This is a genomic window from Arthrobacter sp. P4_F11, assembly GCF_056401395.1.
The window spans coordinates 559,417-577,600 of sequence record NZ_JBFUJK010000001.1 but is presented as its reverse complement, the minus strand read 5'-3'; the positions used below and the strand labels follow the sequence as shown (position 1 = coordinate 577,600).

Below are 18,184 nucleotides of genomic sequence, written 5' to 3'. Positions count from 1 at the left end.
TCAGGTCCGCCTCAAACAAGTTGAGCCCAACTTCAGGGAGCTTCCCCGCATGAACCACCCCACGCACCTTCGGACGGACCACCTCAGCGAATCCTTCGGGATCACCAATACGCTGCCTGGATTCAGCTGGACGCCGCCGCAGGGCACGGTCCGGCAGGTTGCCTACCAGCTGGCAGCCAGCAATGGCTGGGACACCGGCCGGGTGGACGGCGGCACGCACGGCTTCGTGCCGTACGGCGGCCCCGTCCTCGGCTCGCGGGACCGCTTCGACTGGACGGTCCGGACCTGGAACGTGGCCTCTGACGGCACCGAAGTTCTGTCCGCCTGGTCCGAGCCGATGGCCGTGGAACTGGGCCTGCTGCACCCGGAGGATTGGACCGCGCAGTGGATCGGCCCCGACGAACCGGCGGTTCCGGAACCGGGGGAGCGCCCCGGACATGCTCTGTCAAAAACCTTCACGCTGGACGAAGCGCCCGCAAAGGCGCGCGCCTATGCCACAGCCCACGGCATCTACGAGCTCTTCATCAATGGCGTGCGGGTGGGGGACCAACAGCTCACTCCGGGCTCGACGAGTTACCACAGCACGCTCCAGGTCCAGGCCTTTGATATCGCCCGCATGCTCCGGCCCGGTACCAACACCGTCCGGGCCGTCCTCACCGACGGCTGGTACCGCGGCACGTTCGGGTACACGCGCGACGCCGACATGTACGGACCGCAGACGGCCTTCCTGGCTCAGCTGGAGCTGGAGTCCGGCGGACAACGAACAGTCGTCGGCACCGACGGCTCGTGGGACGTTTCCGCGACGGAGATCGTCAGCGCCGATCTCATGGCCGGCCAGCGAGTAGATTTCCGCCGCGGCCATGGGGCAACCGGGCACGCAGTCCTCCGCGACGGCAGCTTCACCACCCTCTCCGGCCCCGTGGCGCCCCCCACGCGCATCGTGGAAAAACTCAGCCCGGTATCCATCACGCGACTGGCCAACGGTAACCAGATCGTGGACCTGGGCCAGAACATCAACGGCTGGATCCGCCTGAGCCGGCTTGGCGCCCCAGGGAAGACTGTCACGCTGGTGTACGGCGAAGCCCTGGGCGCTGACGGCGACGTCACCCAGGAACACCTCCGTCCCCATGATTTCCGAAATCCGGGGCAGTTCCTCGGCGCCGGACAGGTGGATTCCGTGGTGGCATCTGGCGCCCCGGGCGAGGTCTTCGAGCCGCGCCACACCACCCACGGCTTCCAGTACGTCGCCGTGCAGGGCCTGGACGCAGACCTGGAACCGGCGGACATCGTGGGCTGCATGGTCCAGACCCAGCTGGAACGCCTGGGGACTTTCAACTGCAGCGACGACCGGCTCAACAAGCTGCACGACATTGTGGAGTGGAGCTTCCGCGGCAACGCCTGTGAAGTTCCCACCGACTGCCCGCAGCGGGAAAAGGCAGGCTGGACCGGCGACTGGCAGCTGTTTGTACCCACCGCCGCCTACCTCTTCGACGTGGCAGGTTTTACGGCGAAGTGGCTCAGGGACGTGCGGACCGATCAGTGGGACAACGGCGTGGTGGTCAACATCTCTCCCTCGCCGGGACCGGAGGTAACCAGTGCCGAATTCATGGCCTTCACGAATGGGTCCTCAGGGTGGGGGGATGCGGTGGTCATGGTGCCTTGGGAGATCCATCTCGCCACCGGTGACACCGGCATCCTGGAACAGAACTGGGAGGCGATGGAATGCTGGCTCGGCTTCATCCGCAGCGCCGCGGAGGGCAACCGGCACCCGGCCAGGGCAGAGGCCCACGCCACGCCGGCCCCGCATGAGCAGTATCTCTGGGACACCGGCTTCCATTTCGGGGAATGGATGGAACCGGGTGGCCCTGCGCCGGACCTATTCGCCTCCCGGTCCGCCGACAACGGCATCGTGGCCACCGCCTACTACCGGCACTCCTCCGCCATCATGGCCGGGATTGCCGCCGTCCTGGGCAAGGGGGACAAAGCCCGGGAACTCGGGGAGCTCTCCGGTAACGTCCGCCGCGCGTGGCAGCGGGAATACCTGCGGGCCGACGGAACAGTGGACGGTGGCACGCAGGCCAACTGCGTGCGCGCGCTGGCCTTTGACCTGGTTCCGGACGGCGGCCGGCCGGCGGTGGTCAAGCAGTTGGTCACGCTCGTCCGCGACGCCGGCACGCACCTGGGCACCGGGTTCCTGGCCACCCCTTACCTGCTGCCTGTGCTCGCCGATAACGGACAGCCGGACCTCGCCTATGAACTGCTCATGCAGGACTCCGAACCCTCCTGGCTGGTGATGGTGGACCGCGGTGCCACCACCATGTGGGAAGCCTGGGACGGAAGAGGCGCGGACGGAACAACGCGCCAGTCGCTGAACCACTACAGCAAGGGCGCCGTGATCTCGTTCCTGCACCGCTACACCGCCGGCCTGCGCCAGGCACCCGGGAACGCGGCCTACAAACGGATCATCATCGAGCCCCGCCCCGGTGCCGGGATCACCTCCGCGGCCACGTCGCACCGGGGCCCGCAGGGCTCCATCGAGGTCAGCTGGGCAATTGACGACGGCGAGATCACCCTCATTGCGACCGTCCCGCCCGGCACCACAGCGGAAGTCCGCCTCACCGGCCGGCCGAACGCCGTCGTCGGGCCCGGAACCCATACCTTCACCGCCCCTGCCGGCGGCAATGACCACCAGCCCCAACTTGCAAGGAGTGCATCATGACCCCGGACGCCGCCACAGCCACGGAAACCACCCCCATCGAAACAGGTCAGGCGGCACCGGCCGGGCTGCCGGCCCCGGCCTTCCCGGCGTTCCTGCCCCCGGGCGCGGCCGAAGTCGTGTCGGAAAACTCTGCCGTCCACCGCGAAGTCAGCTACGCGATCGCTATCGGCTTCCGCCGGCTCGCCATGGATATCTGGCTGCCCCGCGACGCTGCCGGGACGCCGGTGCCGCTGGTTGTCTGGATCCATGGCGGCGCGTTCCAGCTGGGAGACCGCCGCGAGCTGCCGCCTACCTTCGCCCCGGACTCAGTGTTCCGCCTGCTGAACGAAGCCGGCATCGCGTGCGCCACCGTGGACTACCGCCATGCCCTGGAGGCGCCGTTCCCGGCGCAGCTGCACGACCTCAAGGCCGCCGTCCGGTACCTCCGCGAACACGCAGACATGTTGGGGATCGACGCCGGACGGATCGGCGCGTGGGGCGAGTCGGCCGGCGGGCATCTTGCCGCCCTGCTGGGACTGACCGGCGCCAGGAAGGACCTCGAGGGTGGCCTCGGAGTCCAAGGGCACTCCAGCGCCGTGAGCGCCGTAGTCGACTTCTACGGGGTGTCTTCGCTGCCGGACATGCCGGCCATGAACATTCCCCAGGGCATGATGACCGGGCCGTTGAGCGCGGCGGTGCCGGACGGCATGACCCTCGAGCCCGGCTCCATGCTGGTGGGCGGCACCGCCGACGCCGCCCTGCTGGCCTCAGCGAGTCCGCTGGGATACGTCACCGCGGACGCGCCGTCGTTCCTGCTGGTCCACGGCGACAGCGACGGCCTGGTTCCGCTCTCCCAAAGCGAACTGCTCGCCGCCGCGCTCGTTGACGCGAACGTCCGCAACGAACTCATCACCATCCGGGGCGGTGACCACTGCTTTTTCGGCGCCGAAGGCCAGCTGGACCGGATCCTCGGCTCAGCGGTGGCATATTTCGCCCACGAGCTTTAGCGACAAGCTCAATTTCCGGCGGTAGCATTCCGCTATGGCTATCGCACGCTTCCCAGGTCTCGTCATTGATTGCCCCGATGCCGGGGCCCTCGCGGGCTTTTACGGCGCCCTGCTGGGCTGGCAGGTGAAGGTCGACGGTGACTGGGCCGAAATCCGCCCTGACGACGGCAGCAACTGCATTTCGTTCCAGCAGGTGGACGGCTACTGTGCCCCGGAATGGCCTGGCCAGGAAGTGCCACAGCAAATGCACCTGGACCTGATGGTGCAGGACCTGGATGAGGGCGAGAAGGTGGCCGTCGAGCTAGGGGCCACCAAGGCCGACTCGCAGCCGGGCACGAGCTTCCGGGTATTCCTCGACCCGGCCAGCCACCCCTTTTGCCTCTGCGTGGACTAAACAACTCGCCACGCCCGGCGGCGGCGGCAGCCGGGCAGCCCAACAAGCCGCTCCATGCACAGGGTTTCCAGTCAATGAAACTTCGCTAGCGGGCGCATTGCCGTTCCCGGGACGCTGGGGAGAGCCCTAGAGCTTCCTCCAACTGATGAATCGAGCCGACGTTGACTCCCAACATCCTGCGTTTCCCGTCCCAGGACCACGCCCGCGCGGGGACCGCCGTTCCCTCCGCCGTCCGATTCGAACACCACGAGGAGCCCTTCGGTATCGGCGAAGACCGGCCCAGGCTCTCCTGGCAGGTCACCACCGACCGGACCGGCTGGGTCCAGGCCGCCTACGAACTCCAGCTCGGCCCCGATGAGGCCAGCCTGACAAGCTACGGCCGCACCGAGACCAGGGAGCAGCTCCTGCAGCCCTGGCCCGCACCGCCGCTGGAGAGCCGCCAGCGCGTCGCCGTCCGCGTCCGTGTCTGGGGCAACGGCGGCGGCGCGCCCTCCGAATGGAGCCCCGTTGCCTACGTAGAGGCGGGATTATTGAACGCGTCCGATTGGCAGGCAGCCATGATCCGCCCGGCCTGGGACGAGGCAAGCGACGCCAACGAGCCGGCTGCGCGCCTGAGCCGGACGTTCGAAGTGGCCGGGCCCGTGGCGTCCGCCCGGCTCTACGCCAGCGCCCACGGCGTCTACGTGGCGCACATCAACGGCCGCCGCGTGGGCCGGGACATCCTGACCCCGGGCTGGACCAGCTACCACCACCGCCTGCGCTACCAGAGCTACGACGTCACTGAGTATCTCCGGCCAGGCACTAACGTGATCGGCCTTGAGTTCGCGGATGGCTGGTGGCGCGGCAATCTGGGCTTCCAGGGGAAGCGCAACACGTACGGCAACCGCACCGCCGTGATCGCCCAGCTGGAAATGACCGACGCCGGCGGGGCAGTTTGCGTGATTGGCTCGGATGCGTCGTGGCTGGCGGGGCGGGGGCCGGTGCTGTCGGCAGACCTGTACGATGGCGAAATTTTTGATGCGCGGCTCCGGAGCCGTGGCTGGGCTGAGATCGGAGCGGAAACCGGTGCGGGTACCGACTCGCTGCAGCCCGCCGTCGTAGTTGGCGGCTTCGATCCTGCAGTCCTGGTCGCACCCGACGGCCCGCCCGTCCGGGCCACCGACGAGCTGCCGGTCAAAGCTGTGCTGGGAACGCCGTCCGGAAAGACCATTCTGGACTTTGGCCAGAATCTGGTGGGCCGGGTGCGTTTCAATGTGAGCGGTGCGGCCGGCACCGAGGTGGTGCTGCGGCACGCCGAGGTTCTGGAGCACGGCGAACTCGGCGTCAGGCCGCTGCGCGTCGCCAAGCAGACCGACAGCTACATCCTGCGCGGCGGCGGGGACGAGCAGTGGGAGCCGGAGTTCACCATCCACGGATTCCGCTACGTGGAGGTGAGCGGCTGGCCAGGTGTTGTGGATCCGGACGCGTTCACCGCCGTCGTGATCCACTCGGACCTGCGGCGAACGGGCACGTTCGAATGCTCCGATCCGATGCTGAACCAGCTCCACTCGAACGTGGTGTGGGGGATGCGGGGGAACTTTGTCGACGTGCCCACGGACTGCCCGCAGCGCAACGAGCGCCTCGGCTGGACCGGCGACTTCCAGATCTTCGCCGCCACCGCGTCCTTCCTGTACCGGATCCCCGGCTTCACCACGTCCTGGCTCAAGGACCTCGCCGCAGAGCAGGGGACTGACGGGCCGCCGCCGCTGGTGGTCCCGGAAGTGGTGGCCGAAAAGCCGCCATTCCCGGACCGCCCGGTGATGGCCGCGTGGGGTGATGCAGCCGTGCTTGTTCCCTGGGTGCTGTACCAGTGGACGGGGGACCTCGAGTACCTCCGCCGGCAGCTGCCGGGAATGATCGCCTGGCTGGAAGCCGTGGCCCAGGCCGCCGGCCCGGAGCTGCGCTTTGAGCACGGCTTCCAGTTCGGCGACTGGCTGGACCCGGCCGCACCGCCGGACTCGCCCGGCGACGCCCGCACCCCCTGGCAGCTCGTGGCGCAGGCCTACCTGGCATACTCGGGGTCGGTGGCGGGCGAGGCTGCCGGACTGCTGGGCCACGACACGGAATCGGAACGGTTGCGCGAGCTGTCCGCCCGGTCCCGGGCGGTGTTCCGGGAACGCTACCTTGATGACGACGGCCGGCTCCGGCCATCCACGCAGACGGCCTACGCGGTGGCACTGCGCTTCGGACTCCTCGAACCGGCCGAACACCCTGCCGCGGCCGCCCGGTTGGCCGACATCGTGGAAGCCGACGGCTACCGCATCGCCACCGGGTTCGTGGGAACTCCGCTGGTCTGCGACGCGCTCAGCGATGAAGGCCACACGACGGCGGCATACCGCCTGCTCCTCCAGACCGAGTGCCCGTCCTGGCTCTACCCCGTGACAATGGGCGCCACCACCATTTGGGAACGCTGGGACTCCATGCTCCCTGACGGCAGCATCAATGAGGGCGAAATGACTTCTTTCAACCATTACGCCCTGGGTGCCGTGGCCGATTGGATGCACCGCACTGTGGCCGGCCTGGCACCAGCTGAACCCGGGTACCGGAAACTCGCCATCCGGCCTAGGCCCGGCGGGGGGCTGGCGTGGGCCGCTGCCCGGCACGAGACCCCTTACGGCGAGGCTGTGGTCCGGTGGGAGCTGGACGGCGACGTGTTCTTGCTGTCCGTGTCGGTCCCGGCCGGCTGCACCGCCGCGGTGTACCTGCCCGACGGCGGGACCACCGGCGTCGAGGTCGGTTCCGGGACGCATTCGTTCAGCTGTGCAGTTCCTGAAGCCGCAACCGAGGGCGCCCGCGAGCCGGTGTTTCAGCCATGAGCCTGGATGTGGAGCTGGCCGGCCTCATGCACCACGTGGCTGAAGCCGGCTCCTTCGCCGATCTCCTCGCCGATCCTGCCGGGATGCAGCGGCTGGCGGCGTTCAGCGGCGCGGATCTGCCCTACACGGCCCCTGCCGTACCGATCCGCTCGGTGGAGGCGCCGGGGCCCAACGGACCCGTGCCCGTCCGGATCTACGGCCCCGGCATCCTTCGGCTGGACGGTGACCGGGGTTCCGCGGCGGGGAATGCGTCCGGGGCCGCCCTGCCCGGCCTGGTGTGGCTGCATGGCGGCGGGTTCGCCGGAGGGACGCTGGACATGCGGGAGTCCGACCAGGTCGCCCGGGAACTAGCTGACCGGACCGGCGGCCTGGTGTTCTCCGTCGACTACCGGCTGGCCGGCGACGGCGTCCACTTCCCGGTCCCGCACGAAGACGCGCTCGCGGCGTGGATCTGGGCGGCAGCCCACGCCGAGGGCCTTGGCGTGGCCCCGGGAAACCTGTGCCTTGGCGGGGCCAGCGCCGGCGGGAACCTCGCCGTCGGCGCCGCCATGTATCTCAAGGACGCCGGACTCGCACTGCCCGCCAAGCTGCTGCTGGCGTACCCGTTCCTGCACGCCGCGCTTCCCCCTCTGAAGCCGGCCGCGGTGTCCGACGGCAGGGTGCTTTCCAGCCTGCCGCGGATCCTGCGCTTCACCGAGGACGACTGCCAGGCAATGGTGGAGAACTACATCGGCGGCCCCGCCGGGATGGCGTCCTCGTATGCCCTGCCCGGCCGTGCCGATCCTTCGGGGCTCCCCCCGGTGGCGGTCATCGCCTGCGAATACGATGACCTGCGTCCGTCGGCTGAGCTCTTCCGGGAATCGCTCCGCGCGGCCGGCGTCGAGGTGTCCTTCCGGCTGGAAGCGGGGGCGACGCACGGGTACCTCAACCACTCGGCGGCGCTGGGGATCGTGCAGCAGGGGCTGGCATTCCTTGCGGCGGAACTGGCCTCGGCAAAGCCCTTTCAATGATTGAAATCCGCGGTTTGCGCCGGTCCGGTGATCCGACAGTCTTAGGGGAGACGCCGGGCATCACGGAACCGGTGCACAAGCCAAGCGGCGCAGGAAAACGGATGGAGTCGACGATGACGGAAGGTCGCGTGCTGAGCGGCATCGAATTCGCCCGCGCGGGTGACGACGGTTCCCGCCCGCTGCTGCTGGACCTCTACCTTCCCGGTCCTGAGGGCGGGGCGGCTCCCCGGCCGGCGGTGGTCCATTTCCACGGGGGCGGCTGGCGCATGGGGGAGCGGTCTTCCCTGGGCCCGGTCCTGGACGGATTCGGCAACAGCGCCTTCCAAACGTTCACTGACACAGGATTCGTGGTGGCATCGGCGGACTACCGGCTTAGCCAAGAGGCGCATTTCCCGGCCCAGCTGCACGACGCGAAAGCCGCCGTCCGCTGGCTGCGGAACCATGCCGCCGACTACAACGTGGACCCGGAGCGGATCTACGCGTGGGGCGACTCCGCGGGCGGCCATCTCGCCAGCCTGGTGGGTCTCACCACCAATGCCGACGGCGTCAATGCCGGCGATGCCGTCGCCGCGGTGGCAGCCTGGTACCCGCCCACGGACCTGGGCGGGATGGCCGAACAGAGCCTGCCGGGCGCCGTTGCCAGGGCCGACGATCCCGGATCCAGGGAGGAACTCCTTGTCGGTGCCGTGCTGGCCGACGAGCCGGCGAAGGCGTCTGCGGCGAGCCCCATCAGCTACGCCAGCCGGACGGCACCGCCGTTCTTCCTGGCCCACGGAACCGCCGACCGCTTCGTTCCGCCCGCCCAGTCAGCCTCGCTGGCTGCCGCGCTGGAAGGTGCCGGCGCCGCCGTCGAACTTCTCCTGATTGAGGAAGCGGACCACATGTGGATCCTCCCGGACCACAGCCAGGCCGCGGCCGAAAAGGCGATGGCAGCAACCGTCTCCTTCTTCCTACGGCAATCCCGGCCCCCGGACGCCCAGGCCACCTGACCGGCCACTTCACAACCGCACTCCAGTAGTCGGCCCCCAACACATCTACGCAGGTTCTCCAACTGCGGGGCCTCTAACTGCCGCGCCCACCTACCAAACCCCGCTCTCCGGGCGGCACCAGAAAGGCCCCACTAAATGCAGTACATAGGAATCAATCACGACGGCGGCGCATGGGCGGCGGCCCTTCTCGGCTCAAGGGTGGTTTCGCTGGCCCCCGTTGCGGATTTCTGGGCCGATGCCGCCGGTTGGCAGGAGAAAGCGCACTCCCTTTTAGCCGACTCTCGCAACGTTGACGCGGTGGACCGCGGCGACGTCACCGAGGTGCCGCTCGTGCCCGCGTCGGCGCGGGTGATCTGCGTCGGCCTGAACTACAAGGCCCACGCCGCGGAAGGCAGCTACAAGGACCAGGATCTGCCTCCCCACCCCACGCTGTTCGGCCGGTGGACCGCGTCCCTGTCGGTCGGCAACGTCCCCGCGCCGGTGCCCGCCGGCGAGGCCGGACTGGACTGGGAAGGCGAAGTCGCCGCCTACGTGGGCCGGCGGGTCGAATCCGCGGACGAGGCCACCGCCGCGGAAGCCGTCTTCGGCTACTCCACCTTCAACGACCTCACCGCGCGGCGGGCCCAAAAGCTCACCGCCCAGTGGACCCTGGGCAAGAACGGCGACTTCAGCGGCCCCCTCGGCCCGCTGGTCAGCCGCGACGAGGCCGGGGACCTTCGCGAGGGATTGCAGGTCCGGACCCGGGTCAACGGCACCGAGGTCCAGAACGGCAACACCCGGGACATGATCTTCTCTGTCCCGGCCATCATCGCCCTGATCAGCCAGACGATGACCCTGCATCCCGGTGACGTCATCGCCACGGGAACCCCGGAAGGGGTCGGCTACGTCCGGACCCCGCCGTGGCTCCTGCAGCCCGGCGACACGGTGGAAGTGGAAATCGACACCCTGGGAACGCTCACCACGCCCGTCGGCGGGCCGTCACTGCGGGCCCGGGCCTGATGACCGCCGTCAACAACGCGGCCCTCGGCGACCTCCCGGACCGGGTGCCGGTGCTGATCGCCGGCGGAGGACCCAGCGGGCTCTTCCTGGCCCTGGACCTCGCGCACCGCGGCATCCGCAGCCTCGTCATCGAGCCGAGGACCACCATCGACCCGGACCGGCCGCGCGCCAAGACCACGAACGCCCGCACCATGACGCACCTGCGCCGCCTCGGGCTTGCCGACAAACTCCGCGACGCCGCGCCGCTGCCGGTCGCCTACGCCCAGGACGTCATCTTCTGCTCCGCCCTCACCGGCCACGAAGTCACCCGGTTCCGCCAGGCCTTCCAGCTCGTCCCGGGCCGGTATGGCCCCCAGCCGGAATGCGGGCAGCAGGTCCCGCAGCCCGTCATGGAGGCCGTGCTCCGGGAGGCCGCCGCCGAATCCCCGCTCATCACGCTGCTGACCGGCCTGAGCGTGGAAGACCTGGACATCAACCAGGGCGGCGGCACGCCGGGCCCGGGCCGGCCGCGCTTCGGCTCGCGGGTGGCGGTGTCCGACGCAACCGGGCGGCGCAAGGCCGTGGACTGCAACTTCGTAGCCGCGGCCGACGGCGGGTCCTCCACCGTGCGCCGCCGGCTGAACATCCGCCTCGCCGGGGGCTCCGCCGAGCTCTCCAACATCAGTGTCCTGTTCCGTTCCGACATCCTCGCCGCCGCGATCACCCTGGACCCGGCCGTCCAGTACTGGGTCCTGGGACCCGAGGTTTCGGGCATGGTGGGGCGGCTGGACCTCGGCAGCACCTGGTGGGCCATCATCCAGGGCGTGGACGGCAGCGGATCACCCGACGCCGGACGCCTGGTCCGTTCGCTTGTCGGGGCCGACGTCGACGTCGAGGTCATCGCCACCGACCCCTGGACGGCGCGCATGCTGCTCGCCCCGGGCTACGGGCACGACGGCGTGTTCCTGATCGGGGACGCGGCGCACCTCAATCCGCCCTGGGGCGGGCACGGCTTCAACACGTGCATCGGCGACGCCGCCAACCTGGCCTGGAAGATCGCCGCCGCCCTGGAGGGCTGGGCCGGCCCGGCCCTGCCCGGCAGCTATGAGCTGGAGCGTCGGCCCGTCGCGGCCCGGACCATCCGCGACGCCGCCGCCAACGGCAAGTCGCTGGCCTACCACTTCGCGGACCCGGCCCTGGGCCGGGCGGATGCGGACGGCGAGGCAGCCCGGCGGGCCGCCAGGGATGCGCTGGCCGTCAAACAAAGCGAGTTCGACTCGCTGGGACTGGTGCTGGGCTACACGTACGGCTCCTCGCCTCTGGTGGTCCCGGACGGCCTGCCCGTCCCCGCCGAGGACCCCGTCAGCTACGTCCCCTCCGCCAGCCCGGGATCGCTGCTGCCACACGCCTGGCTCGACGCGACAACGTCGCTCTATGACCTGCTGGGCAGCGGCTTCACCCTCCTGGTGGACCGCGACAGCCTGGGCGGCGCGGCCGCCGGGCAGGCCTACGCGGCGGTCGTGGCCGCCGCCGCGATCCACAAAATCCCGCTGTCCGTCGTCGACGTCGGACCCGACCAGGACGGAACCCCGATGACCACGCACTGGCAGGCCGCCGCGGTGCTGGTCCGCCCGGACCAGCACGTCGCCTGGCGGGGGACCGACCCCGCGGGGGCCGCCGCGGCCATTGGCGTGGCCGCCGGCTGGCCGCTGGCAACACCATCCGAAGACCCCGACAGGAGAACACGTGTCCGTGCCGTCCTTCCGTGACTATCTCTACCCGCCCGACCACCCGCGGGTGGCGCAGATCCGTGGCCTGGATGCCCGCGGCTATGCCGAGGCGGCAAAGACCGATCCCTTCGCGGGTCCCATGATCCAAGGCTGGGCCGCCCAATACCCCGAGCCCTTCACCGGGGTGACCAGCGACGGGGTCCGCCGGGACGGGCTGTACCCCCTCGAGCCGGCGCCGGCGGGGGAGGAGGCGCCGGCGGCCGCCATGACGGCCGCCGCCCGGGACCTGCTGGCACGACTCACGCCGACCCAGGCCGAACAGCTCCGCTACGGTGTGGACGCGCACGAATGGCAGAGCTGGGCCAACCCGGAATTCCTGCAACATGACACGGGCCTGCGCCTGGACGAGCTGGACCCGGAGGTGCGCGAACAGATCCTGGCCGTCCTGGCGGCGAGCCTGAGTCCGGCCGGCTACGGGCTGGTCCGGAACCTGATGCGGATCAATGGATTCCTGGGCGACCTGGTGGAGCTGCCGGAGCTGATGAACGAGTTCAGCTACAACTTCGCCCTCTACGGTGACCCGTCGGAGACGTCCCCGTGGGGCTGGCAACTCTTCGGCCACCACGTGGCGCTCAACGTCCTGGTGGCCGGGACCCGGCTGGTGGTCTCGCCGGTGTTCCTCGGCGCCGAACCGGACGTCATCGACGCCGGCCCGCACCAGGGCGTGGCCGTTTTCAAGGAGCGGATCGCCTTGGCGCGGCGCCTCATGCAAGCCCTGCCCGGGCCGCTGCGGGACGAGACCACGCTTTTCGAGGACATGCAGGACCCGGCCATGCCGGAGGGCAGGCTGCACCCCGGGGACGAACGTCACCTGGCCGGCTGCTTCCAGGACAACCGCGTGATTCCCTACGAGGGAATCCCGGTCAGCGCGATGCCCGCCGCGGCACGCGCGATCCTGGACCAGCTCGTGGCAGACTTCATCGCGTTCCTCCCCGACGGGCCGCGGACCGTCCGCCGACGGGAAATCGCGGCCCACTGGGACGAAACCTGGTTTTGCTGGATCGGCGGATGGGAGGCGCAGGACGCCTTCTACTTCCGATTGCAAAGCCCCGTGCTGGTCATGGAACTGGACCACCACACAGGCGTCTTCCTCAGCAATGACACCCCGGCCCCGTTCCACATGCACACGGTGCTGCGCACCCCGAACGGCAACGACTACGGGCGCGAGCTGGTGCGCCAGGCTCTGCACGGACACGCGTCATGAACCGCTGACAAGCCGTCCACCGACGCGAATGGCCCGGAACCCTCCGCGGGGTTCCGGGCCATTCGTGTGGGACCTGCAGCCGGACCGGAAAACCGGGCCAGATGCCCAGATCCGCCTAGATGTCCAGCGCAGCCCTGCGCTGCGGCGGGGGACCCACCACGGTCAGGTCCATCTCGGCCTGGGCCCGGCCGAAGCCCTCCATGTCCATGTAGGGCTCGCCGCCCTCGGTGTACATGTAATCCTCCGTGGGCTTGTTGAAGTACTCGAAGAAGCCGTTGAAGACCGACGGCGTCAGGAACCCGACCATCTGGGTGTTGTGGGAATCGAAGGCGAAGGAGTGGATGGTCCCGGCCGGGGCGTGGAGGAAGTCGCCCTTGGTCAGCAGCACTTCGCGGCCGTTGGCGTAGATCCACATCCGGCCCTCGGTGCAGAGGAAGTTTTCCGTGTGCTGCTCGTGGAAGTGCAGCGGAATGTAGGGGGACTTGGCGCCCTTGGTGTGGACGGCGAAGTAGTTCGCTCCCGTGTTCGCCGGCCGGGAGAGGTACGTGAACATGGTCTGGTAGCTGACCATCCGCTCGCCCTCGCCCGCACTGAGGAAGTACGGGCTCTGAACCGCCGGCAGCCCGGCGTCCTGCCGGAAAGACGGTGCCACCCGTTCGACGTCGGGGAACGTGATGCCGAATTCGGCGCCCACCGCCGCGCACTCCTGCAGGCTGGGCTTCCTGCCCGGGGTGACAGGCGGGACGTGCGAATCGATGGGTGTGCCGACGCGTTCGTAGTAGGCCTCGGCGCCGCCCGGTGTCATCCAGTTCAGGAACCGGGTGTAGTGGCTTGCCATCCGGTACGCGTGCGGGGTTCCCGGCGGGATCACCACGGAATCCCCGGGAGTCAGGATGCGGCTTTCGCCCAGCAGCCAGACGTGCAGGATGCCGTCGAAGACGTACAGCGTTTTGTGTTCCACCGCGTGGCTCACAAACGGTGATTCGGCCCCCATGCCGCCGGAGATGTACGCGGCGCTGAAAATGCCGCCAGTGTCTGCCGCCCGGGCGATCACCGTGACCAACTGGCCGTTGATCTCATAGCGGGCGCCTTCGCCCGACGCCATGTAGTACGGGACGGCGTCGCCCGGCAGCACATTCGCCAACGGGAGCTCTTTGTTCATTTCCTCAACGCTGAGGGACATCGCATCCTTCTTTCCTGTCTGTGGAGCGCGGGCTGCCCCCAAGACTGCCCCTGATTCTCCGCCGCGGCGACCTCCATTTCCAATGGATGAAACACTTCTGCCCGTCGCTCCGGGCTGTTGGGCGCCGGGAAGCCGTTGGCGGCGGCCCGCGGGGGTCACGGGTAGGCGTCCGCGGCCTTTCGCCGATACGGTCCAAAGTCCCTGTTTTGGTGTCAGTGCTCCCGGCTAGTCTTGCGTGAGGCGCATGGCGGTCCGTAATGCGAGCCGGTGCGCCTCCAGCCAAGAACAATGGGGGGTACGTTGTCCAACGATTCAGTCATGACCTGGCTTCCCGGTGACGCAGGCCGCACCGCGGCAGCCGAGCCTTCAGAGCGGAGCGAGGCCGTCGGCCCCTCCTGGGACCGCGTCATCCCGCAAGGATCTCCCGGCGTCAGCCGCGGTGACTACTGCCGCGACCATTGGCCGCCCCTGTAGGGGTACCGCTGAGGCGGCAGTGTTCCTGCCCGCGGAGGACCCAGACGGCGGTTGCCCGCGCACGGCTGTTGGCTTCTATTTACCTGGGATTTACATGACGTGCCTTGTGGGCGTTCCACGGCCGCAGCGAGACTTTAATGACGGGCTGACGTCATCCGTTCAGCCTCAGGGACAAACCAAACCAGCGGGCAGCAGCGACGCTTTCCCCTTCACCCGGTGGCAATGATGCCCGGACGGGGAGCCCGCGAATCGGGAGGATCGTCATGGCCGGCACATTTGAACTCTTCGTTGACGCTGATGCCTGCTTCAGGTTTCGGCTCAGGGCACCGGACGGGGCAGTACTGGCCGTGTCAAAGGGCTTCGCGGACAAGCCGGCAGCGGTTGCCGGCATCACCGCGGTGCGCGAGTATGCCGGCATGGGGCTGATCAGTGATCTGTGCCCGGAGCCGCCGGCAAGTCCGGCGGCACCGCGGCCGAGAAGCACTCCGACGCCGGTGCCCGGCGTCGACCGGCGGGTGCACGACAACGACCTCCGGATCCGCGCCCGGGCCCTCCGCCGCCCGGCGCACGGGCCGGGCGCGGTAGGCGTCGGCTGATCCGGCAGGGCGCACGGCGACCCGGCCGCGGCAGACCGGCCCAGGCGGACGTTGGGTGGCCAGGGGCGCCGCTACGGGTCCATTCCGGCGTGCACCGGAACGAACTCGATCTTGTTCGCTGGCTGGACCGTTTTCTTGGGGGCCCGCGAGAACCCCTTGGCATCCAGGTGGTTCTGCGCCCGGTACTCCGCCAGGGCCTCGTCGTAGATCCCGTTGAGGCGGTGCCCGGAATAGACGTGTTCTGAGCCGTCCGTGAACGTGATGCTGATGAGCGACTTTTCCGGGAAGTGCCGGTTCATGCGGATGAACCCCTCGGCGTCTTGCTTGAGATTGATCATGTGGTTCCCACTTTCGTGATCGAGTTGATCCAGTCTCCCGCCTTCGCTCTGACTAAACCAACCGGCCACGGCCAGCCGGCTTCCTCCATCGGTTCAGGCCACCCTGCTCGATCGGGATGGGGGCGTACCCCTATTCGGGGGCATACGCGTCCACCGCCTGCTGCAGCACGGGGCTGAAGCGGTCCCAGGAATCGGCCGGCGTGGCCACAACCAGGACGCTGCTTCCCCGGGTTCCTGCAACGAGGCAGGCTATTTCACGGTATTTGTGGGCACCGATCCGCGTTACATAGGTGTCTTCCACGCAGGAACCGGTGCCTCCCCGGAACCCCATTCCGGCGCGGTACTGCAGCCGGCTCGCGGATGCGGCGTTCTCGCCTCTGAGATGGGCCAGCCGGAATTCGGGCCAGTTGGCCAGCGACTCGTCGCCCTGTTGCGGCGTGGCATTGAGATAGATATGGAGGTCCCCGTCGGGTGCGGTGACGGTCGCGGACACGCTGCCGGGGTCGCCCGGTACGGGAGCGGCATCAGGTGGGATGGCCAGCACGGCTGTCGTGTCCGGAAGCTCCAGCGGCTGCCATCCTGCCGGGGCCGGTCCGGAACGGAACCACGCGAACGGGGTGGGGCCGGAGGCAGGCGCCGCCGTCTGGTTCCCGGCCGGACTGCCGCACGCGCTGAGGGCCAAGGCCGCTAGCGCCGCCGGCACCCCGAACAGGAGCCCCCTGCCGGGGCCCGGCCCAAGCGCCCCGTGGCTGCTACCTGTTGCCGTCACCGTCGTCCGGTCCTCCGTTGTTGTCGGCATCATGATCGTTTCCGGCAGGCACCCTGGCGGGCGGCGGCGGAACCATGGGCCGCGGCGCCGGTGGAGCGACGCGCCGCGGGGCGGGCGCCGGCGGCCGGATCATGGGCGCCGGCGCAATGGGCGGGGCAGCGTACCGTGGTGGGGCCGGCGCAATGGGCGGGGCAGCGTACCGTGGTGGGGCCGGCGCAATGGGCGGGGCAGCGTACCGTGGCGGGGCCGGCGCAACGGGCGGGGCAACGGTCGACGGCGGAGCCGCGTTGCTGGCGGGGTCCTTGGGCGACGGCGGGGGGTTCCCCGTCGCAGGAACTGACGGGACTGTGTAGGGGGCCGGTGCCGGCGTCGCTGTGTGCCCGCCGAAGCAGGCCCCCAGCAGCAGGATGGCGCCCAACGCCGCGGCGGCAGTCGCCGGGCGAAGAATCCTCATTGTGCTCTCCTTAGGGATGGCCGGCCAGGGGCGGCCGGACCTGTCCCTACAACGGTTCCGGCAGCCTGCAGGTTCAACACGGGCTGCGGCCATTGACCGCGCCGGGCGCAAGTGAACTGTTTGCCGCCCGGCGTCGTCCTACCTCCAAGGAGGCGGAAATGTCCGATCAGGAGGCCGAATTACTGCGATCGCTGCAGGAGGCTTACGGCCCGGCGCTCTGGCGGTTCGTCATGGGAATGACGCGTGACAGCGCCCTGGCGGACGACGTCGTGCAGGAGACGCTGATCCGCGCGTGGAAACACCCGGCGATTCTGCAGCGCCCGGAGACGGCGGTGCGGGCCTGGCTTTACACGGTCGCCCGCAACCTCGTCATCGATGACCGGCGCAGCGCCCGCCGCCGGCACGAAACGGCAACCGACCAGCTGCCAGAGATTCCGGAGGCGGACCGGGTCGACAGGATCCTGGACGGGTGGCTTGTCTCGGATGCGCTCGCTGGGCTGTCCGCCGAGCACCGGGCCGTCGTCATTCATTCGTACTATTTGCGGGAGACGACCGCCGAGATCGCGCAAAATCTTCAACTGGCCGAGGGAACAGTGAAGTCGCGCCTGCACTACGCGCTAAGGGCGATGAGGCTGGCCCTGCAGGAGGGAGGCGTGACGCCATGAACCGGAACGGAACCGATGAGTACCGGCGCTGGGATGCTGCGTACGTGCTGGGATCCCTCGTCTCTTCTGAGCGGCACGAGTTCGAGGAGCACCTGTCCGGCTGCGCTGGCTGCAGGGCCGCCGTCGCCGAACTTGCCGGACTGCCGTCGCTGCTGGCAGCACTCTCACCCGAGGAAGCCCAGTCCCTCGGGCGGACTGACGGCGAACGGCGGACACCGACGTTGCAGCCCGGACTGGCGCGCAAGGTCCAGCGCGGCCGCCGGCGCACCCGCCTGGCTGTCGCCGGGATCATGCTGGGCGCCGCTGCCGCCGCGGGCGCGGTTTACGTTGAGGTCACGGCCTCCCCGCCCCCGGCTGCCCAGATCCAGGCCGCATCCGCGACGGCCCTGAACTTCACCCCGGTCGCCGACAGTGCCATGGTGGCCACCGGATCCGTGACCACGCAGCCGTGGGGAACGCAGATCGACTGGCAGTGCACGTACACGCCGTCCCCGGCCGACTACGCTCTGCCGGGTGGTCTCCGCGCGCCGGAGGAGTACGGATTGGTGGTTGTCGACTCCCGCGGCGCCACGACCCAGGTGGCCACCTGGACGGCAACGCCGGGGACAGTGGCGACACCGACGGCCACCACAGTTGTCCCGAGAGCCGGTATCCGCAGCATTGAAATCCGTGCCGTCGCGAGCGGCAAGACGCTCCTGGCCGCGCACCCGTAGCGCCGGCACACCCGCGTGCACGAACGCGGTCGCACCCGTGCCCGGGCCGGCAGGGCGCCGGCGGGCG

The 18,184-nt window shown here is 69.3% G+C and carries 16 protein-coding genes; 13 read left to right on the top strand and 3 right to left on the bottom strand.

The window, feature by feature from the left end:
- The first annotated feature begins 49 nt into the window (after window positions 1–49).
- From AC1DRO_RS02755 to AC1DRO_RS02715, 9 genes are all read left to right on the top strand, one after another.
- Window positions 50–2,719, top strand: coding sequence for an alpha-L-rhamnosidase (locus AC1DRO_RS02755; protein WP_476949713.1), 2,670 nt, complete (start codon window positions 50–52; stop codon window positions 2,717–2,719).
- Window positions 2,716–3,705 carry an alpha/beta hydrolase fold domain-containing protein gene (locus AC1DRO_RS02750; protein WP_476949712.1) on the top strand — a complete coding sequence of 330 codons (990 nt, stop codon included), beginning with the start codon at window positions 2,716–2,718 and terminating at the stop codon, window positions 3,703–3,705. The genes AC1DRO_RS02755 and AC1DRO_RS02750 overlap by 4 nt, the downstream gene beginning before the upstream one ends.
- Window positions 3,706–3,739: 34 nt before the next feature.
- A complete protein-coding gene (locus tag AC1DRO_RS02745; RefSeq protein ID WP_476949711.1) occupies window positions 3,740–4,099 on the top strand; it encodes a VOC family protein in 360 nt (119 codons plus the stop codon).
- Between the two features lie 161 nt (window positions 4,100–4,260).
- The gene (locus tag AC1DRO_RS02740) at window positions 4,261–6,954 is read left to right on the top strand and encodes a glycoside hydrolase family 78 protein (protein ID WP_476949710.1); all 2,694 of its coding nucleotides are present in this window, start codon (window positions 4,261–4,263) and stop codon (window positions 6,952–6,954) included.
- On the top strand, window positions 6,951–7,964 hold the full coding sequence (locus AC1DRO_RS02735; protein ID WP_476949709.1) for an alpha/beta hydrolase fold domain-containing protein: 1,014 nt from the start codon (window positions 6,951–6,953) through the stop codon (window positions 7,962–7,964). Before AC1DRO_RS02740 ends, AC1DRO_RS02735 begins: the two co-directional genes overlap by 4 nt.
- A 113-nt stretch (window positions 7,965–8,077) precedes the next feature.
- Window positions 8,078–8,953, top strand: a complete 876-nt coding sequence (locus AC1DRO_RS02730) for an alpha/beta hydrolase fold domain-containing protein (protein ID WP_476949708.1) — start codon at window positions 8,078–8,080, stop codon at window positions 8,951–8,953.
- 135 nt (window positions 8,954–9,088) lie between these two features.
- Window positions 9,089–9,952, top strand: coding sequence for a fumarylacetoacetate hydrolase family protein (locus tag AC1DRO_RS02725; RefSeq protein WP_476949707.1), 864 nt, complete (start codon window positions 9,089–9,091; stop codon window positions 9,950–9,952).
- Window positions 9,952–11,700: an FAD-dependent monooxygenase gene (locus AC1DRO_RS02720; protein WP_476949706.1), complete on the top strand. Its 1,749-nt coding sequence runs from the start codon at window positions 9,952–9,954 to the stop codon at window positions 11,698–11,700. Before AC1DRO_RS02725 ends, AC1DRO_RS02720 begins: the two co-directional genes overlap by 1 nt.
- Window positions 11,678–12,925 carry a DUF3500 domain-containing protein gene (locus AC1DRO_RS02715; RefSeq protein WP_476949705.1) on the top strand — a complete coding sequence of 416 codons (1,248 nt, stop codon included), beginning with the start codon at window positions 11,678–11,680 and terminating at the stop codon, window positions 12,923–12,925. Before AC1DRO_RS02720 ends, AC1DRO_RS02715 begins: the two co-directional genes overlap by 23 nt.
- 115 nt (window positions 12,926–13,040) lie before the next feature.
- Here AC1DRO_RS02715 and AC1DRO_RS02710 read toward each other — a convergent pair whose 3' ends face one another.
- Complete coding sequence (locus AC1DRO_RS02710) at window positions 13,041–14,108, bottom strand: quercetin 2,3-dioxygenase (RefSeq protein WP_476949704.1); 1,068 nt, start codon at window positions 14,106–14,108, stop codon at window positions 13,041–13,043.
- Window positions 14,109–14,426: 318 nt separating this feature from the next.
- Between AC1DRO_RS02710 and AC1DRO_RS02705 the strand changes: the two genes are divergently transcribed.
- Complete coding sequence (locus AC1DRO_RS02705) at window positions 14,427–14,582, top strand: hypothetical protein (protein WP_243177811.1); 156 nt, start codon at window positions 14,427–14,429, stop codon at window positions 14,580–14,582.
- A 263-nt stretch (window positions 14,583–14,845) separates the two neighbouring features.
- Entirely contained in the window at window positions 14,846–15,178 is a 333-nt protein-coding gene (locus tag AC1DRO_RS02700; RefSeq protein ID WP_028276773.1) for a YegP family protein, read from the top strand.
- 71 nt (window positions 15,179–15,249) lie between these two features.
- Here AC1DRO_RS02700 and AC1DRO_RS02695 read toward each other — a convergent pair whose 3' ends face one another.
- Together AC1DRO_RS02695 and AC1DRO_RS02690 are read right to left on the bottom strand one after the other, a co-directional pair.
- On the bottom strand, window positions 15,250–15,516 hold the full coding sequence (locus AC1DRO_RS02695) for a hypothetical protein (protein ID WP_018772760.1): 267 nt from the start codon (window positions 15,514–15,516) through the stop codon (window positions 15,250–15,252).
- A 130-nt stretch (window positions 15,517–15,646) separates the two neighbouring features.
- The gene (locus AC1DRO_RS02690; protein ID WP_476949703.1) at window positions 15,647–16,318 is read right to left on the bottom strand and encodes a hypothetical protein; all 672 of its coding nucleotides are present in this window, start codon (window positions 16,316–16,318) and stop codon (window positions 15,647–15,649) included.
- Window positions 16,319–16,897: 579 nt separating this feature from the next.
- Between AC1DRO_RS02690 and AC1DRO_RS02685 the strand changes: the two genes are divergently transcribed.
- On the top strand, window positions 16,898–17,404 hold the full coding sequence (locus AC1DRO_RS02685; protein WP_476949702.1) for a sigma-70 family RNA polymerase sigma factor: 507 nt from the start codon (window positions 16,898–16,900) through the stop codon (window positions 17,402–17,404).
- Entirely contained in the window at window positions 17,401–18,117 is a 717-nt protein-coding gene (locus tag AC1DRO_RS02680) for an anti-sigma factor family protein (protein WP_476949701.1), read from the top strand. Before AC1DRO_RS02685 ends, AC1DRO_RS02680 begins: the two co-directional genes overlap by 4 nt.
- Window positions 18,118–18,184 lie beyond the last annotated feature (67 nt).